At 65.1% G+C, this 17,053-nt stretch carries 17 protein-coding genes; 4 read left to right on the forward strand and 13 right to left on the reverse strand.

Annotated elements, in window-relative coordinates:
* Positions 1-6 precede the first annotated feature (6 nt).
* Positions 7-759, reverse strand: a complete 753-nt coding sequence (locus tag AC5Y4D_RS16395) for a YoaK family protein (RefSeq protein ID WP_500037616.1) — start codon at positions 757-759, stop codon at positions 7-9.
* A 187-nt stretch (positions 760-946) separates the two neighbouring features.
* Here AC5Y4D_RS16395 and AC5Y4D_RS16400 point away from each other — a divergent pair, with 187 nt between their 5' ends.
* Positions 947-1,195, forward strand: coding sequence for a hypothetical protein (locus tag AC5Y4D_RS16400; RefSeq protein WP_499940961.1), 249 nt, complete (start codon positions 947-949; stop codon positions 1,193-1,195).
* Here AC5Y4D_RS16400 and AC5Y4D_RS16405 read toward each other — a convergent pair.
* From AC5Y4D_RS16405 to AC5Y4D_RS16445, 9 genes are all read right to left on the reverse strand, one after another.
* Positions 1,192-2,391 (reverse strand): acyl-CoA dehydrogenase family protein, encoded by a 1,200-nt coding sequence (locus tag AC5Y4D_RS16405; protein ID WP_500037617.1) that lies wholly within the window; start codon positions 2,389-2,391, stop codon positions 1,192-1,194. The two genes, AC5Y4D_RS16400 and AC5Y4D_RS16405, sit on opposite strands and share 4 nt — an antisense overlap.
* 4 nt (positions 2,392-2,395) lie before the next feature.
* Positions 2,396-3,433 (reverse strand): acyl-CoA dehydrogenase family protein, encoded by a 1,038-nt coding sequence (locus AC5Y4D_RS16410; protein ID WP_500037618.1) that lies wholly within the window; start codon positions 3,431-3,433, stop codon positions 2,396-2,398.
* A complete protein-coding gene (locus AC5Y4D_RS16415) occupies positions 3,420-4,265 on the reverse strand; it encodes an amidohydrolase family protein (RefSeq protein ID WP_500037619.1) in 846 nt (281 codons plus the stop codon). The genes AC5Y4D_RS16410 and AC5Y4D_RS16415 overlap by 14 nt, the downstream gene beginning before the upstream one ends.
* Positions 4,262-5,887, reverse strand: a complete 1,626-nt coding sequence (locus AC5Y4D_RS16420; RefSeq protein WP_500037620.1) for an acyl-CoA synthetase — start codon at positions 5,885-5,887, stop codon at positions 4,262-4,264. Before AC5Y4D_RS16420 ends, AC5Y4D_RS16415 begins: the two co-directional genes overlap by 4 nt.
* Positions 5,888-5,895: 8 nt before the next feature.
* On the reverse strand, positions 5,896-7,107 hold the full coding sequence (locus AC5Y4D_RS16425; protein WP_500037621.1) for an amidohydrolase family protein: 1,212 nt from the start codon (positions 7,105-7,107) through the stop codon (positions 5,896-5,898).
* Between the two features lie 13 nt (positions 7,108-7,120).
* A complete protein-coding gene (locus AC5Y4D_RS16430) occupies positions 7,121-7,975 on the reverse strand; it encodes an enoyl-CoA hydratase (protein WP_500037622.1) in 855 nt (284 codons plus the stop codon).
* A 121-nt stretch (positions 7,976-8,096) separates the two neighbouring features.
* Positions 8,097-9,032, reverse strand: a complete 936-nt coding sequence (locus AC5Y4D_RS16435) for an alpha/beta hydrolase (protein WP_500037623.1) — start codon at positions 9,030-9,032, stop codon at positions 8,097-8,099.
* Positions 9,033-9,042: 10 nt separating this feature from the next.
* Positions 9,043-9,669, reverse strand: coding sequence for a TetR/AcrR family transcriptional regulator (locus AC5Y4D_RS16440; RefSeq protein ID WP_500037624.1), 627 nt, complete (start codon positions 9,667-9,669; stop codon positions 9,043-9,045).
* A complete protein-coding gene (locus AC5Y4D_RS16445; RefSeq protein ID WP_499940978.1) occupies positions 9,666-11,003 on the reverse strand; it encodes a flavin-containing monooxygenase in 1,338 nt (445 codons plus the stop codon). The genes AC5Y4D_RS16440 and AC5Y4D_RS16445 overlap by 4 nt, the downstream gene beginning before the upstream one ends.
* A 210-nt stretch (positions 11,004-11,213) precedes the next feature.
* Between AC5Y4D_RS16445 and AC5Y4D_RS16450 the strand changes: the two genes are divergently transcribed.
* Complete coding sequence (locus AC5Y4D_RS16450; protein WP_499940980.1) at positions 11,214-12,428, forward strand: CaiB/BaiF CoA transferase family protein; 1,215 nt, start codon at positions 11,214-11,216, stop codon at positions 12,426-12,428.
* A 51-nt stretch (positions 12,429-12,479) separates the two neighbouring features.
* Here the strand turns inward: AC5Y4D_RS16450 and AC5Y4D_RS16455 are convergent, their stop codons facing one another.
* Positions 12,480-13,487 (reverse strand): dihydrodipicolinate synthase family protein, encoded by a 1,008-nt coding sequence (locus tag AC5Y4D_RS16455; RefSeq protein ID WP_499940982.1) that lies wholly within the window; start codon positions 13,485-13,487, stop codon positions 12,480-12,482.
* 231 nt (positions 13,488-13,718) lie between these two features.
* Between AC5Y4D_RS16455 and AC5Y4D_RS16460 the strand changes: the two genes are divergently transcribed.
* On the forward strand, positions 13,719-14,504 hold the full coding sequence (locus tag AC5Y4D_RS16460) for a TetR/AcrR family transcriptional regulator (RefSeq protein ID WP_499940984.1): 786 nt from the start codon (positions 13,719-13,721) through the stop codon (positions 14,502-14,504).
* Here AC5Y4D_RS16460 and AC5Y4D_RS16465 read toward each other — a convergent pair.
* Complete coding sequence (locus tag AC5Y4D_RS16465; RefSeq protein WP_499940986.1) at positions 14,501-15,391, reverse strand: enoyl-CoA hydratase/isomerase family protein; 891 nt, start codon at positions 15,389-15,391, stop codon at positions 14,501-14,503. The genes AC5Y4D_RS16460 and AC5Y4D_RS16465 overlap by 4 nt on opposite strands.
* Positions 15,388-16,068, reverse strand: a complete 681-nt coding sequence (locus AC5Y4D_RS16470) for a hotdog family protein (RefSeq protein ID WP_499940988.1) — start codon at positions 16,066-16,068, stop codon at positions 15,388-15,390. The genes AC5Y4D_RS16465 and AC5Y4D_RS16470 overlap by 4 nt, the downstream gene beginning before the upstream one ends.
* A 131-nt stretch (positions 16,069-16,199) precedes the next feature.
* Between AC5Y4D_RS16470 and AC5Y4D_RS16475 the strand changes: the two genes are divergently transcribed.
* Positions 16,200-17,021 carry an enoyl-CoA hydratase/isomerase family protein gene (locus tag AC5Y4D_RS16475; RefSeq protein ID WP_499990992.1) on the forward strand — a complete coding sequence of 274 codons (822 nt, stop codon included), beginning with the start codon at positions 16,200-16,202 and terminating at the stop codon, positions 17,019-17,021.
* The last annotated feature ends 32 nt before the right edge of the window (positions 17,022-17,053 follow it).

Consider the following 17,053-nt stretch of genomic DNA (forward strand, 5'->3'; position numbering starts at 1 on the left):
ATGCGATTATGCGACTGCTCGCGCCGCCATGGGCTCGGCGCCGTGCAGCACCTTGGTCGCTGCGACTGCCACGCACATCGAAGCCGGCACCAGCAGTGCGTGTCCGCCGAGCCAAGAGCCGGCCAACAACCCGGCTACCGCGCCGGTGAGAAACAGCAGCAGAGTCACCGTGAGGATCGCGACCTTCCACTTGTCGACCCCGTGTTTGCGGCTGCGGCCGAGCATGAGTCCCAGATCGGTGACGGTGCCGGTGAAATGAGTGGTGCGGACCGACATGCCGCGGTAGCTCGACGTGAGGCCGTTCTGCAGACCGAGGGCCGCCGCGGCCAGCAACGCCTGTACCGCGGTCTCCTCGATGCCCAGCGCGGAGATCTGCGCCCGCACCGCGGCCAGTTCCACTCCCCCGGCGGCGAGCAGCAGCAACGCCGCCTCGATGATCAGCACGAGGGCATGTCCTTTGGTTTTGGCGGCATGGGTGTGGCCGAGCAATGTCCCGGCGACGGCCGCTCCCAGCAGGAACCCCAGCAGGATCCCGGCCAGCACGTGGGTTTCGTAGAGCCAGGGATGGGCGGTGTCCATCCCCAGCTGAGTGGTGACCCCGGTGAGGTTGCCGACCGGCACGGCGAAGACGAGCAGCGCGACCGCGTTGACGAAGCCGGCGGTCAGCGCGAGTGCCGCGCAATAACCGAGCAGGCGTCCGCGGGAATGGGATGCGTCGGGGTCAGGCTGTTGAACGTTCGGAATGCCGTCCGTAGTCATTCGTGGAATCTCCAGGTCTGTCGGCCATGATCTCGTGCGCTGACAGCAATGCTGGACGTCCCGCTTTGGAGGATTCTCAAAGGATTCTTGGCGGTCGACGACTTGGGGCCCCAGGCCATGTCCCGGCGACGACCCGTTACGGACCGTGTGACAGGTCACTATCGGTCAGTCGGCTACCGTCGACGGTATGGCTGAAATCTCCGGAAACGATCGCATCGACGACGTCGCCCCCGGCGATATCATCGCCGTCGACCGCGGCTCGGGCGAAGAGTCCCACAAAGTGGTGTTCAAGGACGCCACCGACACCGGATACCTCGTCACGTTCGAAGGCGACGAGGGGGAAACGTTCCAGGTCGATTTTGCGGCGGGCAGCACTGTCAAGAGGTCGCTGGCAGCGAAATGGGAATCGGGGCAGAGTCCCACCCCGCAGGTCTAGGACACCTTCGTGGCGGGCGGCGCGTAAGCCGGCTTGCCCAGCCCCAGCACATGCTGGGCGATCATGTTGCGGAACACCTCCAGGGTGCCGCCGTAGATGCCGGCCAGCGGTGCGAATCGGTAGAGATACTCCGACGTCCCGTCGTCGGCGGCGCCGTCGGTCTCGATCGGTAGCACCGAGGCGGGTCCGGAGATGTCCATCAGGTCGGGTCCGATGTCACGCATTGTCTGCGCCTGGGCGACCCGACCGAAGATGCTGGGCGTGGACAGCGCCGCCTCCAACCGGGCAGCGCTGCGCCCGAGCCGGTAGGCCACCGACCCGTCGTCGATCCGGCGCTTCCCATCCGGACCCGGGGCGCCGACGTTGGCCGCGACGGCGTCGACCGCGGCGGACATGAAACCGGTCTGATGCGCCATGATCGCGACGTCCTGCAGGCCGTCGGGCGCTGCGGAGACCGCGCCGTGCTCGGCGTCCAGCGGCCCGCGCAGCACGGTCCAGCCACCGTTGACCTCACCGAGTAGGTATTTGTCGTCGACCCGGACGTCGCTGTAGTAGACGATGTTGGTGCGGTCGCCGTCGACGGTGCGGATGCCCTGGATCTCGATGCCGGGCAGGTCGAGGGGAACCAGAAACATGGTGAGGCTCTTGTGTTTCCGGGCGTCCGGATCGGTGTTGGTGATCAGGAACACGTACTGGCAGTTGTGCGCGCCGGTGGTGAACATCTTGGAGCCGTTGATGATCCAGCTCGACCCGTCCGCCTCCCGCACCGCCCGCGTCTTGCACGTCGCGACGTCGGACCCGCCTTCAGGTTCGGTGTAGCCCAGGCACATTCGCACTTCACCGGTGAAGACTTTGGGCATGACCTCCTCGACGAGTTCGGGTTTGCCGAACGCGGCCACGGCCCGGGCCACCATCGCGGTGGTACCCCACGTCACCCACGGCGTGTGCACGCGGCGCTTTTCCAGCTCCCAGATGCGACGCCGGACCCGGCTGAAACCGCCCTCGCTGGACGGCGTCCATTCTCTCTGCAGGTAGCCGGCCGCGCCGATCGCCAGATGCACGGCTTCGTCGAAGTTGTCCCCGGTGTCGCGGTCACGCCGGCGCACATCGTCGGTGACGTGTTCGGCCAGAAAGGCGCGCACCTCGGCCAGGAAGGCTTGGTCGTCGTCTTCCAGGTCTACAAGTGTGAAATCCATTGTGTCAGGCGCTTTCCCGCTCGGCTACGAGCTGTCCGATCTGTTTGGCGGTGATGCCCGGATCGCCACCGGCCAGCGCCCAGCCGCGGGCCCGCACCAGGTACGCGGTCGCGGCGGCCTCCACGGAGACCCCGAGGCCGCCCTGGATGTGCGTTGCCATGGTGGCCGCTTTGGGCGCTTCTTCGGCCATGAACACGAACGCACACCCGGGCAGTTCGGGACGTATGTCGGGCTCATTGTCCAGGTACCAGGCGGCACGGCGGGCCAGGTTGCGACCGCCCTGCACCACGATCGCCATGTTGGCCAGCGGATGTGAGATCGCCTGCAGAGTCGAGATCGGGACGCCAAGTGTGTAGCGCGATTTCGCGAACTCGGCGGCGATCGTCATGGTCTGCTCGATCAGGCCGGTCAGCGACGCGGCGGTCAGCACCCGCCACTCGTCGACCGCCCGGCGGTAGGCCGTGACCGCCTCCGGGCCGGAACCCAGCACCGTCCGCGAATCCGCGGAGCCGGGGTCTACCCAGGCCATCGGCAGCTGCCCCAGGTTGGGCACCCGCGCCGGCCGGGTGGCGAACCTGAGCAGCACCACTTCGTCACCGTCGGCGACGATCAAGGCGTCGGCGATGGCCGCCGAAGCGATAAGGCGAGCACCCGCAACGGGTGTCGGTGCGATGTCGAGCCCGAGGATACGGTTGCCCTCGACGACGTCCGTCTCGACGCCGCCCAGCCGTTCCGCGAGCCGCGCGGCACAGACATGCTCGATCCACGGCACCGGCGCAAGCGCGCGGCCCAGTTCTTCGGCGACCAACGCGAGATCCACCAGCGTCGCGCCGTCACCGCCGGCGTCTTCACCAACCGCCATCGAGGTGGCACCCGTCGCGCACAGTCGCTCCCACAGGCTCTTGTCGAACCCGGATTCTTGTGCGGCCCAAACAGTCTCGATGGGACAGTGGGTCTCCAAGAGTTGCCGGTAGGCGGCCTGCAGCGCCTTATGGTCGTCGGTCAAGCTGTAGTCGACCCGGCGCAGTTCATAGCGATCCATCGGTACTCCTGAAGAAGAATTCGTCGGCGTTGTTGTAAAGGTAGTTGTCCAGCACGTCCGCGGGCAGGTCGAGGGCGTTGGCTTCCGGCACCACCCGATGCTGGCGCAGCACCGGCCAGTCGGAGGCGAAGATCACCTTGTTCGGCCCACGCGTGCGCATGTAGTGGATCAAGCTGTCCGGCAACCGTTTCGGCGACCACGCTGATGTCATCAGGCGCAGGTTGCGGTACTTGATCAGCATCCTGATCGCGACGTCCCACCACGGATCCGCACCGTGGATCATGCACAGCTTCAACTCCGGGAATCGCACACAAACCCGGTCCAGGTGGATCGGGTTCTGCACCTCGCCGGGGATCGGCGGTCCGGGGAGGCCGGTGTTGACGCAGAGCGGCAGCTCGATCTCGGCGCATTTGGCGTACAGGGGGTAGTACACGGCATCGCTGGGCGGATACATCCCGTCGGCCCAAAAGCTCGGTCCCACAGCGGTGTAGGCGACCGGAAGGTCGGCGACCGTCGCGGTCAGCTCCCGCAGCGACGCCACCGGACGTAATAGGTTGACACCGCCGATCGCCAGGGCGAAGCGGTCCGGACGGGCTTCGGCGAACTTACGTGCGGTGACCGAGGGCTTGACCAGATTGTCCATCAGGATGGCCTTCTGCACCCCGTGTTCGTCCATCTCGTCGAGGAGTTCGGCGAGGTCCACCGGGTCGAACATCGATTTCGGTCCCTTGAAGTAGTCGTCGCGGACCCTCTTCATGAACTCCGGTTGTGTCTCGGTTTCCCCGAAGTGGACGTTGACCAGGCAGTCGATGACTTTGCGTGGTGGTGTCATTGCCGGGCCGTCCTCGCGGGTTCGGTGGCGTGCTGTTTGGCCCATCGGTAGTCCGCCTTGCCGTTGCCCAGCCGGCGCACCCGATCGACCACGATGAACGCCTTGGGCGTCTTGAATCGGGCCAGCGCGGCGCTACAGTGCGCGCGCAGCGCCTGCTCGTCATGCTCGGCCCCGTCGCGTAACTCGACCAGAGCCACCAGCTCCTGGCCCCAACGCTCGCTGTCCCGGCCGACCACCAGCGCGTCGGCGACGGCGGGGTTCGCGCGCAGCACCTCTTCGACCTCCTCGACGAACACCTTCTCCCCACCGGTGTTGACCACCAGGGAATCTCGGCCGAACAGCCGAAGCGTGCCATCGTCGTCCACCGAAGCACGGTCACCCGATATCACCACTCGTTGCCCGCCCACTACCGGGAACGTCTTGGTGGTGGCGGCCTCGTCGTCGAAGTAGCCCAACGGAATTCGCCCGGCCCGGGCCACCCAGCCGATCTGCGCTTCACCCGGGTCGAGGAATCGGCTGTAGTCCTCGGCCAGCACGAGTCCGCCCGGCCTGATCGTGAAGGTGTCGACCTGAGTGCCCTGCCGGCTGTGGCCGTAGCCCATGTTGCCCGTCTCAGACGATCCGTAGCCGTTGATCAACGTGATGTGCGGCAGGTAACGCAGCAATGCCTGCTGATGTTTGACATTGGTAGCCGCCCCGCCGGTACCGATGGCGAACATGCTGGACAGGTCGTACTCGCGCCGGCCGAGTTCGTCCACCAGTGGCGCGGCATACGCGTCGCCGACCATGGTCATCAGGCCGACCTTCTCGCGCTCGGCGGTCTCGAGCACCGTGACGGGGTCGAAGTTGCGTCGGGTGTCGTACAGAACGACGGTCTGCCCGTTCAGGATCGCCGAGAACGCCGTCCACAGCCCCGCCGCATGCATCAGCGGGGACACCGCGAACCACGGCGCGCCGGCGTTCTGCACCCGCTGATAGATCTCCTCGACGCCCGAATGGTCGTCGCCGTTCATCGACGCGACATACATGTCGGACTGCCGCCACATCACACCCTTGGGCCGGCCGGTCGTCCCGCCGGTGCAGATCATCAGCACGTCGTCCGGTCGTGGCGCATTCTCGTGATCGGAACCGCCTTGTGCCAGAGCGTCTTCCAGCGCGACGGCACCCGGCAAGTCGGGTAGGTCGCTCCCGTCGTCGATCGCGATCAGCAACTCGACATCGTCACCGGGCAGCACATCGGCGAACTTTGCGCCCAGCGCGCGGTGATAGATGACGCCGCGGGGCTTGACGTAGGCCAGCAGGTCGGCGACTTCCCGCGGCGTGTAGTAGTGGTTCACGTTGACCGGCACCACCCGGGCCTTCAGGCACGCGATGACCATGTCGGGATACAGGTCGTTGTGCATGATCAGCGCGACGCGGTCCTGCCCGCACTCCCAATTGCCCAGCGCGTCCCGTTCGGTATGCGCGCCGAAACCGTTGTCCGCCAGATAGTTCGCCAGTCGGCGGGTACGTTCCGCGGACTCGGCGAAGGTACTGCGGCGGTCGCCGCTGATCGTCATCAGCCGATCGGGCACGGCATCGGCGACCGCGTCGAGCACCGATCCGATCGTCCACTCGCCCATCGGATGCGCTACACCGACGCCGGGACGTTCGCGTTGAGCAGCTCGAGCGCGTTGTCCCGCATCACTTTTCGGGTGTCCTCGGCGCTGAACTCCGGGAACTGCGGGATGTCGGCGGTGAACGCCATCGGGTCGGCGAGCCCCTCCCCGTGCGGCCAGTCCGAACCGAACAGGATCTTGTCCACGCCGATCGTCTCGGCCAGCAGCTTCACGTCGTCCTCGTAGTACGGCGCGATCCAGACGTTGTTGCGCAGCTGCTCCACCGGGTCTTCCTTGAAGTGGTACGGGGCGGTGTTGGCGGCCTTCTTGAGCCGCTTGATCAACCGGTACACGAAATACGAGCCGTTCTCGATGCTGGCGACCTTCAACTTCGGATGACGGGTGAAGACCTGGTGCACGATCATCGACGCCATGGTGTCGTGGATCGCCCGGTCGTCCAGGAGTACCTGGTCCAACGGATCCTTCTTGCCGAATCCCTCGAAGGTGGCCTTGCCGCCCCACAGCGCGTTGATCGCCAGGTAGCCGCTGTCGCTGAGGTGGAACCCGACCGGGACGCCGGCCTCGGCCAGCCGCGCCCAGACCGGATCGTGCACCGGATCGCCCAGTGAGCGCGGCTTGACCCTTCCCGGCACCGGCGCGGGACGGACCAGCACCATGCGGGCACCCTTGCCCAGCACGAAATCGACTTCCTCGACTGCCTTTTCGGGGTCGGCCAACGAGATGATCGGCGCCGAGATGATGCGGTGATCGGGACGGTCGAAGCCCCAGTCCTCGTCCAGCCAGAGGTTGAACGCCCGCACCGAGGCCATGGTGGCGTCGATGTCGTGCTTGAGGGCCTCCTCTACGCCGCAGGCGAAAGTGGGCAGCATGAACACCGTTTCGAGGTTCTGGGTGTCCATCACCTTCACCCGGGCGTCACGATTCTGGTACTCGGGATGGTTCGCCATCCGGTCGACCTTCATCAGCGAAGCGGGGTCGACACCTTCGGGAATTTCGCCGCGGAACAACAGGTCCAGACAGCCCGGCTCGATGATCGGGTCGAAGGTCGGGTTCGGGATGAACTGGTTGATCCGTTCGCCGATCACCGCCCAGGTGCGCTTCCCGTCTTGCAACATCTGCACACCGCGGCGCTTGAATTCCTTGGGCAGGTGCCGGGTAAACGAATCGATGGGTTCGTAGTAGTGGTTGTCGACGTCGATCGCCTGGTAGTCCAACGTGCTCATCGCGGACGTCCTCTCAGTCTCGGGCTGCAAGAGGTGGGAAATTCGGGGCGCGCTTCTCGAAGAACGCGGTGATGCCTTCGATGAAGTCTGGGCGCGTCATGGATTCGTGCATCAGCCGCTCGGCCTTGTTGCTGGTCTCCACGATCGGCAAGCCGGCGTCGGCGTAGAGCTGTTGTTTCATCGCGGCAAGCGAACTCGGCGCGCAGTTGCGGGCGATGTCGTCGGCGTAAGCCGTGGCGCGCTCCAGCAGCTCGTCGCCGGCCACCACTTCCTTGACCAGACCCAGTTCAGCGGCCTCCTCGGCCAGGAAGGTCCGGCCGGACAGCAACAGATCCGTGGCGGCACCCCACCCCACGAGGCGCGGCAGGATCCAGGAGATGCCGTACTCGGCGACCAACCCTCGTCGCGCGAACGCGGTGGTGAATTTGGCACCGGCGGCGGCGAACCGGACATCGGCCATCAACGCCAGCGAGAGTCCGATGCCCGCGACGGATCCGTTGATCGCCGCGATCACCGGTTTGCGCAGTTGGGTCAAAAAGTACGGGTGCTTCTCGGCGACCAACGAACTGATGTCCGTCTTGCTCGCCGACTCGACCGTCGTCGCCGAGATCGAGTTGAGGCCACCCATGTCCGCGCCGGCGCAGAACGCCCGTCCGTTGCCGGTCAGCACGATGACGCGGACGGCGGGGTTGACCTCCGCCTCCTCGAAGTAGCGGTAGAACATCGACATCATCGGCTGACCCCAGGCGTTCAACCGCTTCGGCTGGTTGAGCGTGATCACCGCGACGCCGGTGTAGGAGACTTCGTAGAGCACGGCTTCGCTGGACGCGGTCGGCCGCTCGGCGACCACGTTGCCATCGGTGCTCATCGGAGCCGCCCCTTCCTTCGACGGGCCATCGGCGCACGCCCGCGCAGTACATACTGTATACCTATCGGTACATCTTTCTGCAAAGTGCCCCGGAGGCCTCGTCGGCTCATCAAATGCCTGATCAGCGGGCTAGTCCGCCGATGTTCGCCGGCCCTACCTCCGCCGTTCCCGGCAACCGTGCCAAGAAGCGGATCTGGTCGTCGCAGGCCTGCTGGAACCACTCGTGGCCCGGCCATACGTCGAAGTGGTCGCACGGGTAGTGATGCACCTGCGCCCGGCAGTGCACGGCGGTGCGGGCGACCGAGGCCGCGGGCACGAAGCGGTCGAAATCGGCGATCTGGATCAACAGCGGGATCCGCAACTGCTTGGCGGCGGTCCTGGTCCTGATCTTGGCCAGTTCGAATCCGACCGCGGAGTCCACTTCGTTGCGCCAGGACGGTCCCGCGATTGACAGGTAGTTTTCGTACGCGCCGTCCAGGGACAGCGCGCCATGCTCCCCGGGCCGGGACGTCAGCTTCATCAGCTTCGGGGTGCGCCCGCGTCGCACCGCCCATCGGCTTCTGACGCCGTCGACGGTCGCGCGCAGCGCGGTCCCGATGGTGTACTGCTTGAGCACCGCCACGCTGGTGGCCAACGGATCGGTGAGCGGAGTCATCGCGATCACCGCCGCGACGTCCTCACGACCCGCAGCCACCCTGATGACCTGGCCGCCCGACATCGAAACACCCCAGAGCACAACCCGTTTCGGGTCCACCCCGGGAAGCGTCTTGGCCAGCTCAATCGCCGATCGGAAATCCTGTTCCTGTCGTGTGATCGAGATCGACTGCCGAGGAAGACCTTCGGAAGCGCCGAAGCCCCGGTAGTCGAAGGCCAACACGTCGAAGCCGGCGGCACTGAACTCCTCCGCGAACGACTGCAGACCGGAATCCTTTGTGCCACCGAACCCGTGGGCCATCACCACCACCGGCCGTCCGGCGGTGCCGTCTGTCCGGCCGGGGAAGTGCCACGCACTGCACGTCACCCCGTGCGACTGGAACGTCAGCTCCTGGTATGGCATCTGATTCTCCTCATCGGTCGGTGTTTCCGACGATCCCGTACACCGCGCCCAGCCACACCGCGGCGGCGCCGTCGAGCAATTCGGACCGGGACAGTGCGCAACCGAAGGTCATCCGTTCCAGCAGCCGATCGTTGACCTCGAGCAGGACGGTCGCCAACACGGTCGCGTCGATCCCGTCCGGCGCGACACCGGCAGCGCGCTGGCCGCGGATCATGTCGGCCACCGGGCCGACGAACGACGCACGGGCCTCGTCCCAGATCTCGCGTCCCGCGGCGCTGCGGCCACGAGCCTGCAGGGCGGCTTTGAACATGTACCGGTGTCGCTCCCAGGTGTCGAACAACCCCTCGAGCATCCCGCGGACCCGTTCCTGCGGAGAGCGGTCACTCATGGTGAAGACGTCGTTGACGAACATGGTGTCGTCGACCATGCGTTCCATCAAAGCGGCGACGGCGGTCGCCTTGTTCTCGAAGTAGAAGTAGAAGGCCGGCCGGGTGACGCCGGCCCGCGCGGTCACCTGAGCGATGTTGACGTCGTCGAAATCGTGGTCCTGCAAAGTGGTTTCGAGCGCATCCAGGATGGCGTCGCGCCGCTGGTCACCGCGCTGCACCGACCTGCGATCGGTGCGCGCCCTGGTCACCGCCCGACTCCTGCCGCGGCGCGCTTCATGCCCGCCGGGATCTCGCGCGCACGCAGATCGTGCTCGTAGTAGAAGTAGTCCACCTGTTGGGTGTGCCGCGGCCGGTCGACGCAGTGCCCGGTGTAGAGCCGCTGGTCGGCGTCGATCACCCGTTCCATCTCGGCGACCGAGGGCAGCGCGTAGCGTCCGACGGCGTACGCGGCCAGCAGCCGCGACTGGCATTCGACGAACGGGAACAACGTCGGAATCGCCTGGGCGAAACCGATGAAGACCAGGTTCTCCACACCTGGCTTGAACATCCGCTTGTAGAGCCGGATCGCGTTGTCCGGCGCGCTGACGAAGTCGCGGTCGAAGAACGGGAAGGTGATGTTGTAGCCCGTGGCGTAGACGATCGCGTCGAAGACATCGCTGGTGTCGTCGTCGAAATGTACTGTGTCGCCGTCGAGTCGAGCGACGTTGGGTTTGGGCGTGATGTCCCCGGATCCCAGCCGCAACGGCAGTTCCACCGACTGGGTGGGGTGCGCCTCGAACAGTTTGTGATTAGCCGGCGGGAGCCCGTACAGCGTGGGATTTATGCCGAGCATCGGAGCCATCAGCTGCGCCGCTTTGCGCTGCCAGGCCAGCGGCAGATACGGCGTGGTGCGGAAGAACTTGTCGCCCGGCTGACCGGCGAGGTACTTCGGCACGATCCACGCGCTGGACCGCGTCGACAAGGTGACGGTGTTCTGCAGTGTCCGCGAAGACAACTCGACGGCGATGTCGGCGGCGCTGTTGCCGATGCCGACGACCAGGATCCGCTTGCCCGTCAACTCCAGTGGAGTGTGCGGGTCGATGTAATGGTGCGAATGGATCGTCTCGCCGGTGAACTCGCCCGGGAAATCGGCCATCCGCGGATCCCAATGGTGACCGTTACCCACCACCAGCAGATCGAACTCACGCCTGGCGCCGGACTGATCCTCGATCTCCCAGCCCGATCCGGCCGGACGGGCGTGCACGACGCCGTTGCCGAATTCGATGTGCTCGAGCAGACCGAACGCCTGGGCGTAGGAGTCGAGATAGTTCTTGATGTCGGTGTGGTGCGGGAACGCCGGGAAGTCTTCCGGTACCGGAAAGTCCTTGAAAGACAACCGATGTTTCGAGGTGTCGATATGCAGCGACCGGTAGGCGCTGCTGTGACCGTTGGGGTTGCCGAACGCCCAATTGCCGCCGATCCGGTCGGACATCTCGAAGGTGGTGTAGGGCACCCCGTAGTCCTTGAGCATCTTGCCGGCCGTCAGGCCGCTGATACCGGCACCGATGACCGCGGTACGGGGCCGCTTGGCCGAAGCGCGCATTGCCGGAGGCTAACACTGGTTTTTGACGTGAGTCAATGAATTCTGACAACCGTCAAACCGCTCACCGGGCGGGCGCCGTTCTGTTTACTGTTGTCTCAACAGTGCCGGATTGCAGTACGCTTTTTCACGTGGCACGCCCGGTGACCCCGGGCGATTCTCGACGCCACTCACCCACCATCGAGCACCGATTGGTCGCCAATGATCAAAGTGATGCAGGGCTTTCGGGTCTTGGAGGTCGCGCAGTTCACGTTCGTCCCGGCGGCGGGCGCCATCCTGGCCGACTGGGGCGCGGACGTCATCAAGGTCGAACACCCGTTGCGCGGGGACACCCAACGCGGCTTCATCAACATGGGCGGCATTCAGGTCGACCCGGAACGGCATCCACTGATGGAGCACCCCAACCGGGGTAAACGCAGTGTCGGGATCGACGTGTCGACGCCCGGTGGCCAGGAGGTGATCTACGAACTGGCCAAGACCTCCGACGTCTTCCTCACCAACTACATGCCCAGGGTGCGGCAGAAGAACAAGTTCGACGTGGAACACATCCGCGCGGTGAACCCGGACATCGTCTACGCCCGCGGCACGGCGTACGGCGACAAAGGACCCGAACGTGACGTCGGCGGATTCGACGGGACGGTGTTCTGGACACGCAGCGGCATCGGTCACGCGTTGACGCCAGAGGAGTTGGGAGCGCCTCTGTCGCAAGGGATTCCCGCGTTCGGGGATTCGATCGGCGGCATGTTCATCGCGGGCGGCATTTCGGCAGCGCTGCTGCATCGGGAGCGCACCGGTGAGGCGGTGGAGCTCGACGTGTCGTTGTTGAGCACCGCGTGGTGGGCCGCGGGCGCAAGCATGACGCAGGGCATGGAAGCCGGCGAGACGATGCGCACACCCATGCCGGGCACCGAGGCGTTCCTGGTGAATCCGTTCATGGGCAACTATCAGACGTCCGACGGCGGCACCATCAACTTGTGCATCATCAGTCCGACTGGTTTGATCCGTGACACCTTCGAACATCTGGGCATTCCCGAGGCCGCCGACGATCCGCGCTTCTCCGAGGTGCTTCCGCTGATCCAGAACGCCAACGCGGCAGCGGAATTGATCGCGGAGGCGTTCGCGGGCAAGCCTTTTGACTACTGGCGCCGGCACCTCAAGACGATGAAGGGACAATGGGCACCGTTTCAGAGCTTCATCGATCTGGCCGGTGACGAGCAGGCCCTGGCCAACGACATGATCGCCGAAGTCGAACTCGCCGGCGGCGGTGCACCGTTCAGGGTGGTCCGCGGACCCATCCAGTTCAACCACGAACCATTGGTGACGACGCGGGCACCGCAAGCCTCCGAGCACACCGAGATCGTCCTGATGGAGCTGGGCATGGACTGGGACCGCATCGCTGAACTCAAGGACTCGGGCGCCATAGCCTGAGTTCGCGGTCACCGCGACCGCGCAACCCGGGTAAAGGTCCGACTTCGACGGCTATGGGTCGACGAGTCCGAGGCGACGGTAGGCGGCCCGCATCTGGGTCTTGGCTTCCTCCGGCAGTTCGACCTGTGGCGGCCGGGAATGCGGGTAGGCGCCGATCGGCAGCCCGAGCAGAAAGGCGGCGTACTTGAACCCGCCACCCCAGTGGGTGAAATAGTCGGGGCGGCCCGGGTAGCAGGTAAACCAGGACGCTATGTCCAGCTCAAACTGGTCCAACCCGGAATCGCGAGCGTAGTCCATCGCTTCCAGCAGTTTGCCACTCTGGATCAGATCCCAGTACTCGGAAAATATTCGCCGCGAGGGAGTTTCGTACAGATAGCCCGCAGTACCCAACTGCGCCGGGCACACGATCCCCTCGCGCAACCAGCCGGCGCGGTACACGGTCTTGTCGCATTCCCACAGCACCAGACCGGGGGCCAAGTCATGCAGTCGCCGGCTGGCCGCCGGCCGGAACGCGCCTTCTTTGGTGGCGCAGACCGCCGGCACTTCGTCGTAGATCCGCGCACTTTCGGCCGGAGTCAGCACATATCCCGAGGACGGAGAGTTGAACATGCCCAACGCGATATCGGTGCGCGCCGCGATGTATTTGAAGAATTTGAGTACGCCCGCACCGCCGTGCACTTCCATCATGGGCGTCTGGATGTAGGCGATGTCGGCTCCCACCTGCTGCGCGTGCAGCGTGAGCTCCAGACAGTCCTTGGCCGTGATCGCCGCCGTGCAGGCCTGTACGACGACGTCCGGGTTGAAATTCCGCGCCTCCTCGATGGCCACCTCGAGCAAACGTTTGCGTTCGGTGAGGGTCAACGCCCAGAACTCGGCGATTCCGCTGGTACACCACAACATCGGGTGTCCGAGATCCGCGACGCAGTAACGCACCAGCGTCCGATAGGCATCCCAGTCGATGTCGTCGCCGTCCTCGCCGCAGAACGGGGTGTACAGCGAGTTGCCGATCCCCCGCAAAACTTCGGGCGCCCAGGTGCGTGCTTCAGCAGCCGTCGCCATGACCCACTCCTTCGTGGCGAGTTTTTGTGGCGAGCAGACGCAAAAGCCCCCGAAATGGCACATTTCGGGGTGCTTTTGCGTCTGCTCGCGCACCCTACCAAAATGCCTACGATAGCGGTTACAGTAACAGAAGTAACGACGCTTGGAACGAGCTCAATCGACGGTTACCGGTAAGGTTGTGGGTCGCAGTTCAGGGTAGAGCTGCTGGTAGATCACGCAGGACAGATCGTCATGGAGGTGCCCGCGGTGGCAAAGCAGGCAACCGCTGAAAAGCGTCAGCGACGCGAACGCGGTTCCATCAATCCCGACGACATCATCAGCGGTGCATTCGAACTCGCCGAGCAGGTGTCGATCGACAATCTGAGCATGCCGCTGCTGGGCAAACACTTGGGCGTCGGTGTGACCAGCATCTACTGGTACTTCCGAAAGAAGGACGATCTGCTCAACGCGATGACCGACCGCGCCCTGGGCAAGTACGTGTTCTCCACCCCCTACGTCGAAGCCAGCGACTGGCGCGAGACATTGCGCAATCACGCCCGCTCGATGCGTAAGACGTTCATGGGCAACCCGATTCTGTGCGACCTGATTCTCATCCGGGCGGCGCTCAGCCCGAAGGCGGCGCGCATGGGTGCCCAGGAAATGGAGCGCGCCATCTCCAATCTGGTAGAGGCGGGGTTGTCACCCGAAGACGCCTTCGACACCTATTCCGCGATTTCCCTGCATGTCCGAGGTTCGGTGGTGCTGCAGCGCCTCTTCGAGAAGAACCAGTCGGCCGACAGCGGGCCACGCACCATCGAGGACGCCGTGGGTATCGATCCGCAAACCACCCCGCTGATCGCACAGGTCACCGGGCAGGGTCACCGCATCGGGGCTCCGGACGAGACCAATTTCGAATACGGTCTCGACTGCATCCTCGACCACGCCGGCCGGCTGATCGAGAAAAGCGGGAAGACGAGGCCGCGCAAGGCCGCCAAGTCGACGGCCCCCCGACGGACCAAGTCGACCCCCAGCCGTTAAGACCCGTCAGGTTCGGGCACGTGAAAGTGCTCGTCGCGCAATCGGAAAGCTTCCTTGGTGCCGTGCTGTGCGCGGGTCTTGACGAAATTGAATTCGTCGGGCCCGAACTGCAGGTTGGTGCCGTACGCGTGAAAGAGATAGCTGGCGACTTCCTCGCCGTTATACGCCTGGGTCTGCTCGACGAGACGGAATGCTTCCTTGGCGATCACCACTCCGTCGGCGGGCATCTTGGCGACCTTCTCGGCCCAATAGCGCGCACGTGCCGTCACCGACTCGGAATCGCATGTGTCGGTGAAGATTCCGAGATGCTCCAGCTGGCCGGCATCGATGATGTCACCGGTCAGCAGGAGCCGTCGGGCCAGCACCGGCCCCAGACGATGGAAGAACAGGTGCAAGCTGCCCAACGCGGGTCCCAGGAATCGCGTCGCCGGCATCCCGATTCTGGTGTCGCGGGCGATCACTGAGATGTCGGTCATCAGTGCCATCTCAAAACCGCCGCCCAGGGCGTAGCCCGCGATCTCCCCCACCGTCACCTTCGGGAAACCCATCAGGTTGTGGTAGAAGCCGAATGACTTGCGGTCCACCGTGAGTCGGCGACGCTGACTGGGGCGCCGCTTCGCATTGGGCTGCCCGCCGGACTCGCCGTACCAGCCGTAGGCGTTGTTCATGTCCGCGCCGGTGCTGAACACTCCACCCGCCCCGCGCAGCAGGACCACCGTGATGTCGTCGTCGTCGGCAACACGATCCAGACAGCGCGACACCGCGTTTCGCATCGCTGCGTCATAGGAGTTGCGTTGTCGGGGATTGTTCAGCGTGATCGTGGCGATCCTGCGGTCGGGGTCGACCTCGAAGAGCACGCGGTCATCGGATGCGTTCGGGTCGGTCATGCGCCGGTCTCCGTTCTCCGCCTGCCGAATTGGGTCGTGGCAAGTTGATCGGGGCGCGAAGCCAACGTGTTCACCTCACCGATGCACAGCACTTCCTCGTCGAGCAGTAGCCGCGCCGTCGACGTGATGCCCCGCTCCACCTGCGACCGAACGATCTCGAACCTCAGCTCCGTCAAGAGCGGCGTCGGACGGCGGAACGTCACGCCCAACGATCGCGTCTTGCCGGACAGCCCGGTGACACAGTTGTGGTGCTGTATCACGCAGTCGAAGAACACTCCCAGAAAGCCGCCGTGCACCAGCCCCGGCGGCCCTTCGTAGAGCAACGGGAAGGTGACCCGGCCGGCAGCGGCGTCGGGATCCAGTTCGTCGAATCGGTACTCGGGGAAGCACGGGTTGTAGGAACCGATGTCGGTCGCGTGGTTCAGGTACACCCGCCTCGGGTCGTTCTCGACGACACCGATGCGCGGAGCGCTGTCGGCGGGCGCGGCAGCGGCTAGCTCGGTTTCCCATTCGGCGAATCTGGCCAACATCGCCTCGACGGTCGGATGGGGGCTCTCCAACGAGAGCAGCAGGGAACTGAGCCGACGCATGGCAGCGGCCGCGGCGATCGTCTGGGCAAGGGGGGCCTCGCCGAATCTAGCGTTTCCGGTGCTCGCAGGGCTGGTGCCCTCGGCCATGTTTCCTCTTTTGTCGCCGGTTCCACCGGCCCCGTTTTGGCCGGTAGGGTTTCTTGCTAACTTATACACGTTAGCAATCGTATTGCATACTGTATGGGTAACCGTATGGACGGGAAGGGTCGGATTCCAGCGTGAGTCACCAGGCCGAGGCGGCCGACGCCCAAGGTACGGTGGCGCTTTCCCGTGCCGATGCGACGCTGCAGATCACCCTGGACCGGCCGGCTCGGCGTAATTCGTTGACCCCGTTGATGATCGAGACTCTCGTCGATGCATTGACCGATGCCGCCTCCGACGACTCGTTACGTGCGGTGCACCTGCGCGGGGCCGGCGACGACTTCTGCGCCGGCTCGGACTGGGTGGCGGCCAACCGGCCCGACGGGCAACGGCCGCGCAGCGGGGACCTGGTGCGACGAGTGCCGCACGCGGCGCACCGGGTGATCGAACTGATCCACACCATCCAGTTGCCGGTCGTCTGCAGCGTGCGCGGGTGGGCGGTTGGGATGGGGTGCAACCTCGCGCTGGCCGCAGACTTCACCGTGGCCGCCCACGGAGCCACGTTCTGGGAACCGTTCGTGGACCGCGGGTTCAGCCCGGATTCGGGGTCCAGCTGGCTGGTGCCCCGCCTGGTCGGCCTGGCACGCGCGAAACGGATGTTGCTGCTGGGCGAAAAGGTGAGCGGCGCCCAGGCGGCGGACTGGGGTTTGATCCACCAGGCGGTCAGCCCGGCCGAGCTCGACGACACCGCCGCGCAACTCCTGGCGCGTCTCGCCAAAGGTCCGACGGTGGCGATGGGTTTGGCCAAACAGGCATTGCACCACGGCCAGCGCGCGACCCTGGCCGAGTCCATGACGCAGGAATTGTATAACCTCGAATTGGCCTGCCGCACCAGAGATTTCAAGGAGGGCCTGCAGGCTTTCCGGGATCGGCGTGCGCCGGACTTCGACGGTCGCTGAGCACCGACATCATCCACCGAGACAAAGGAACT

This window comes from Mycobacterium sp. NGS67 (genome assembly GCF_059812185.1).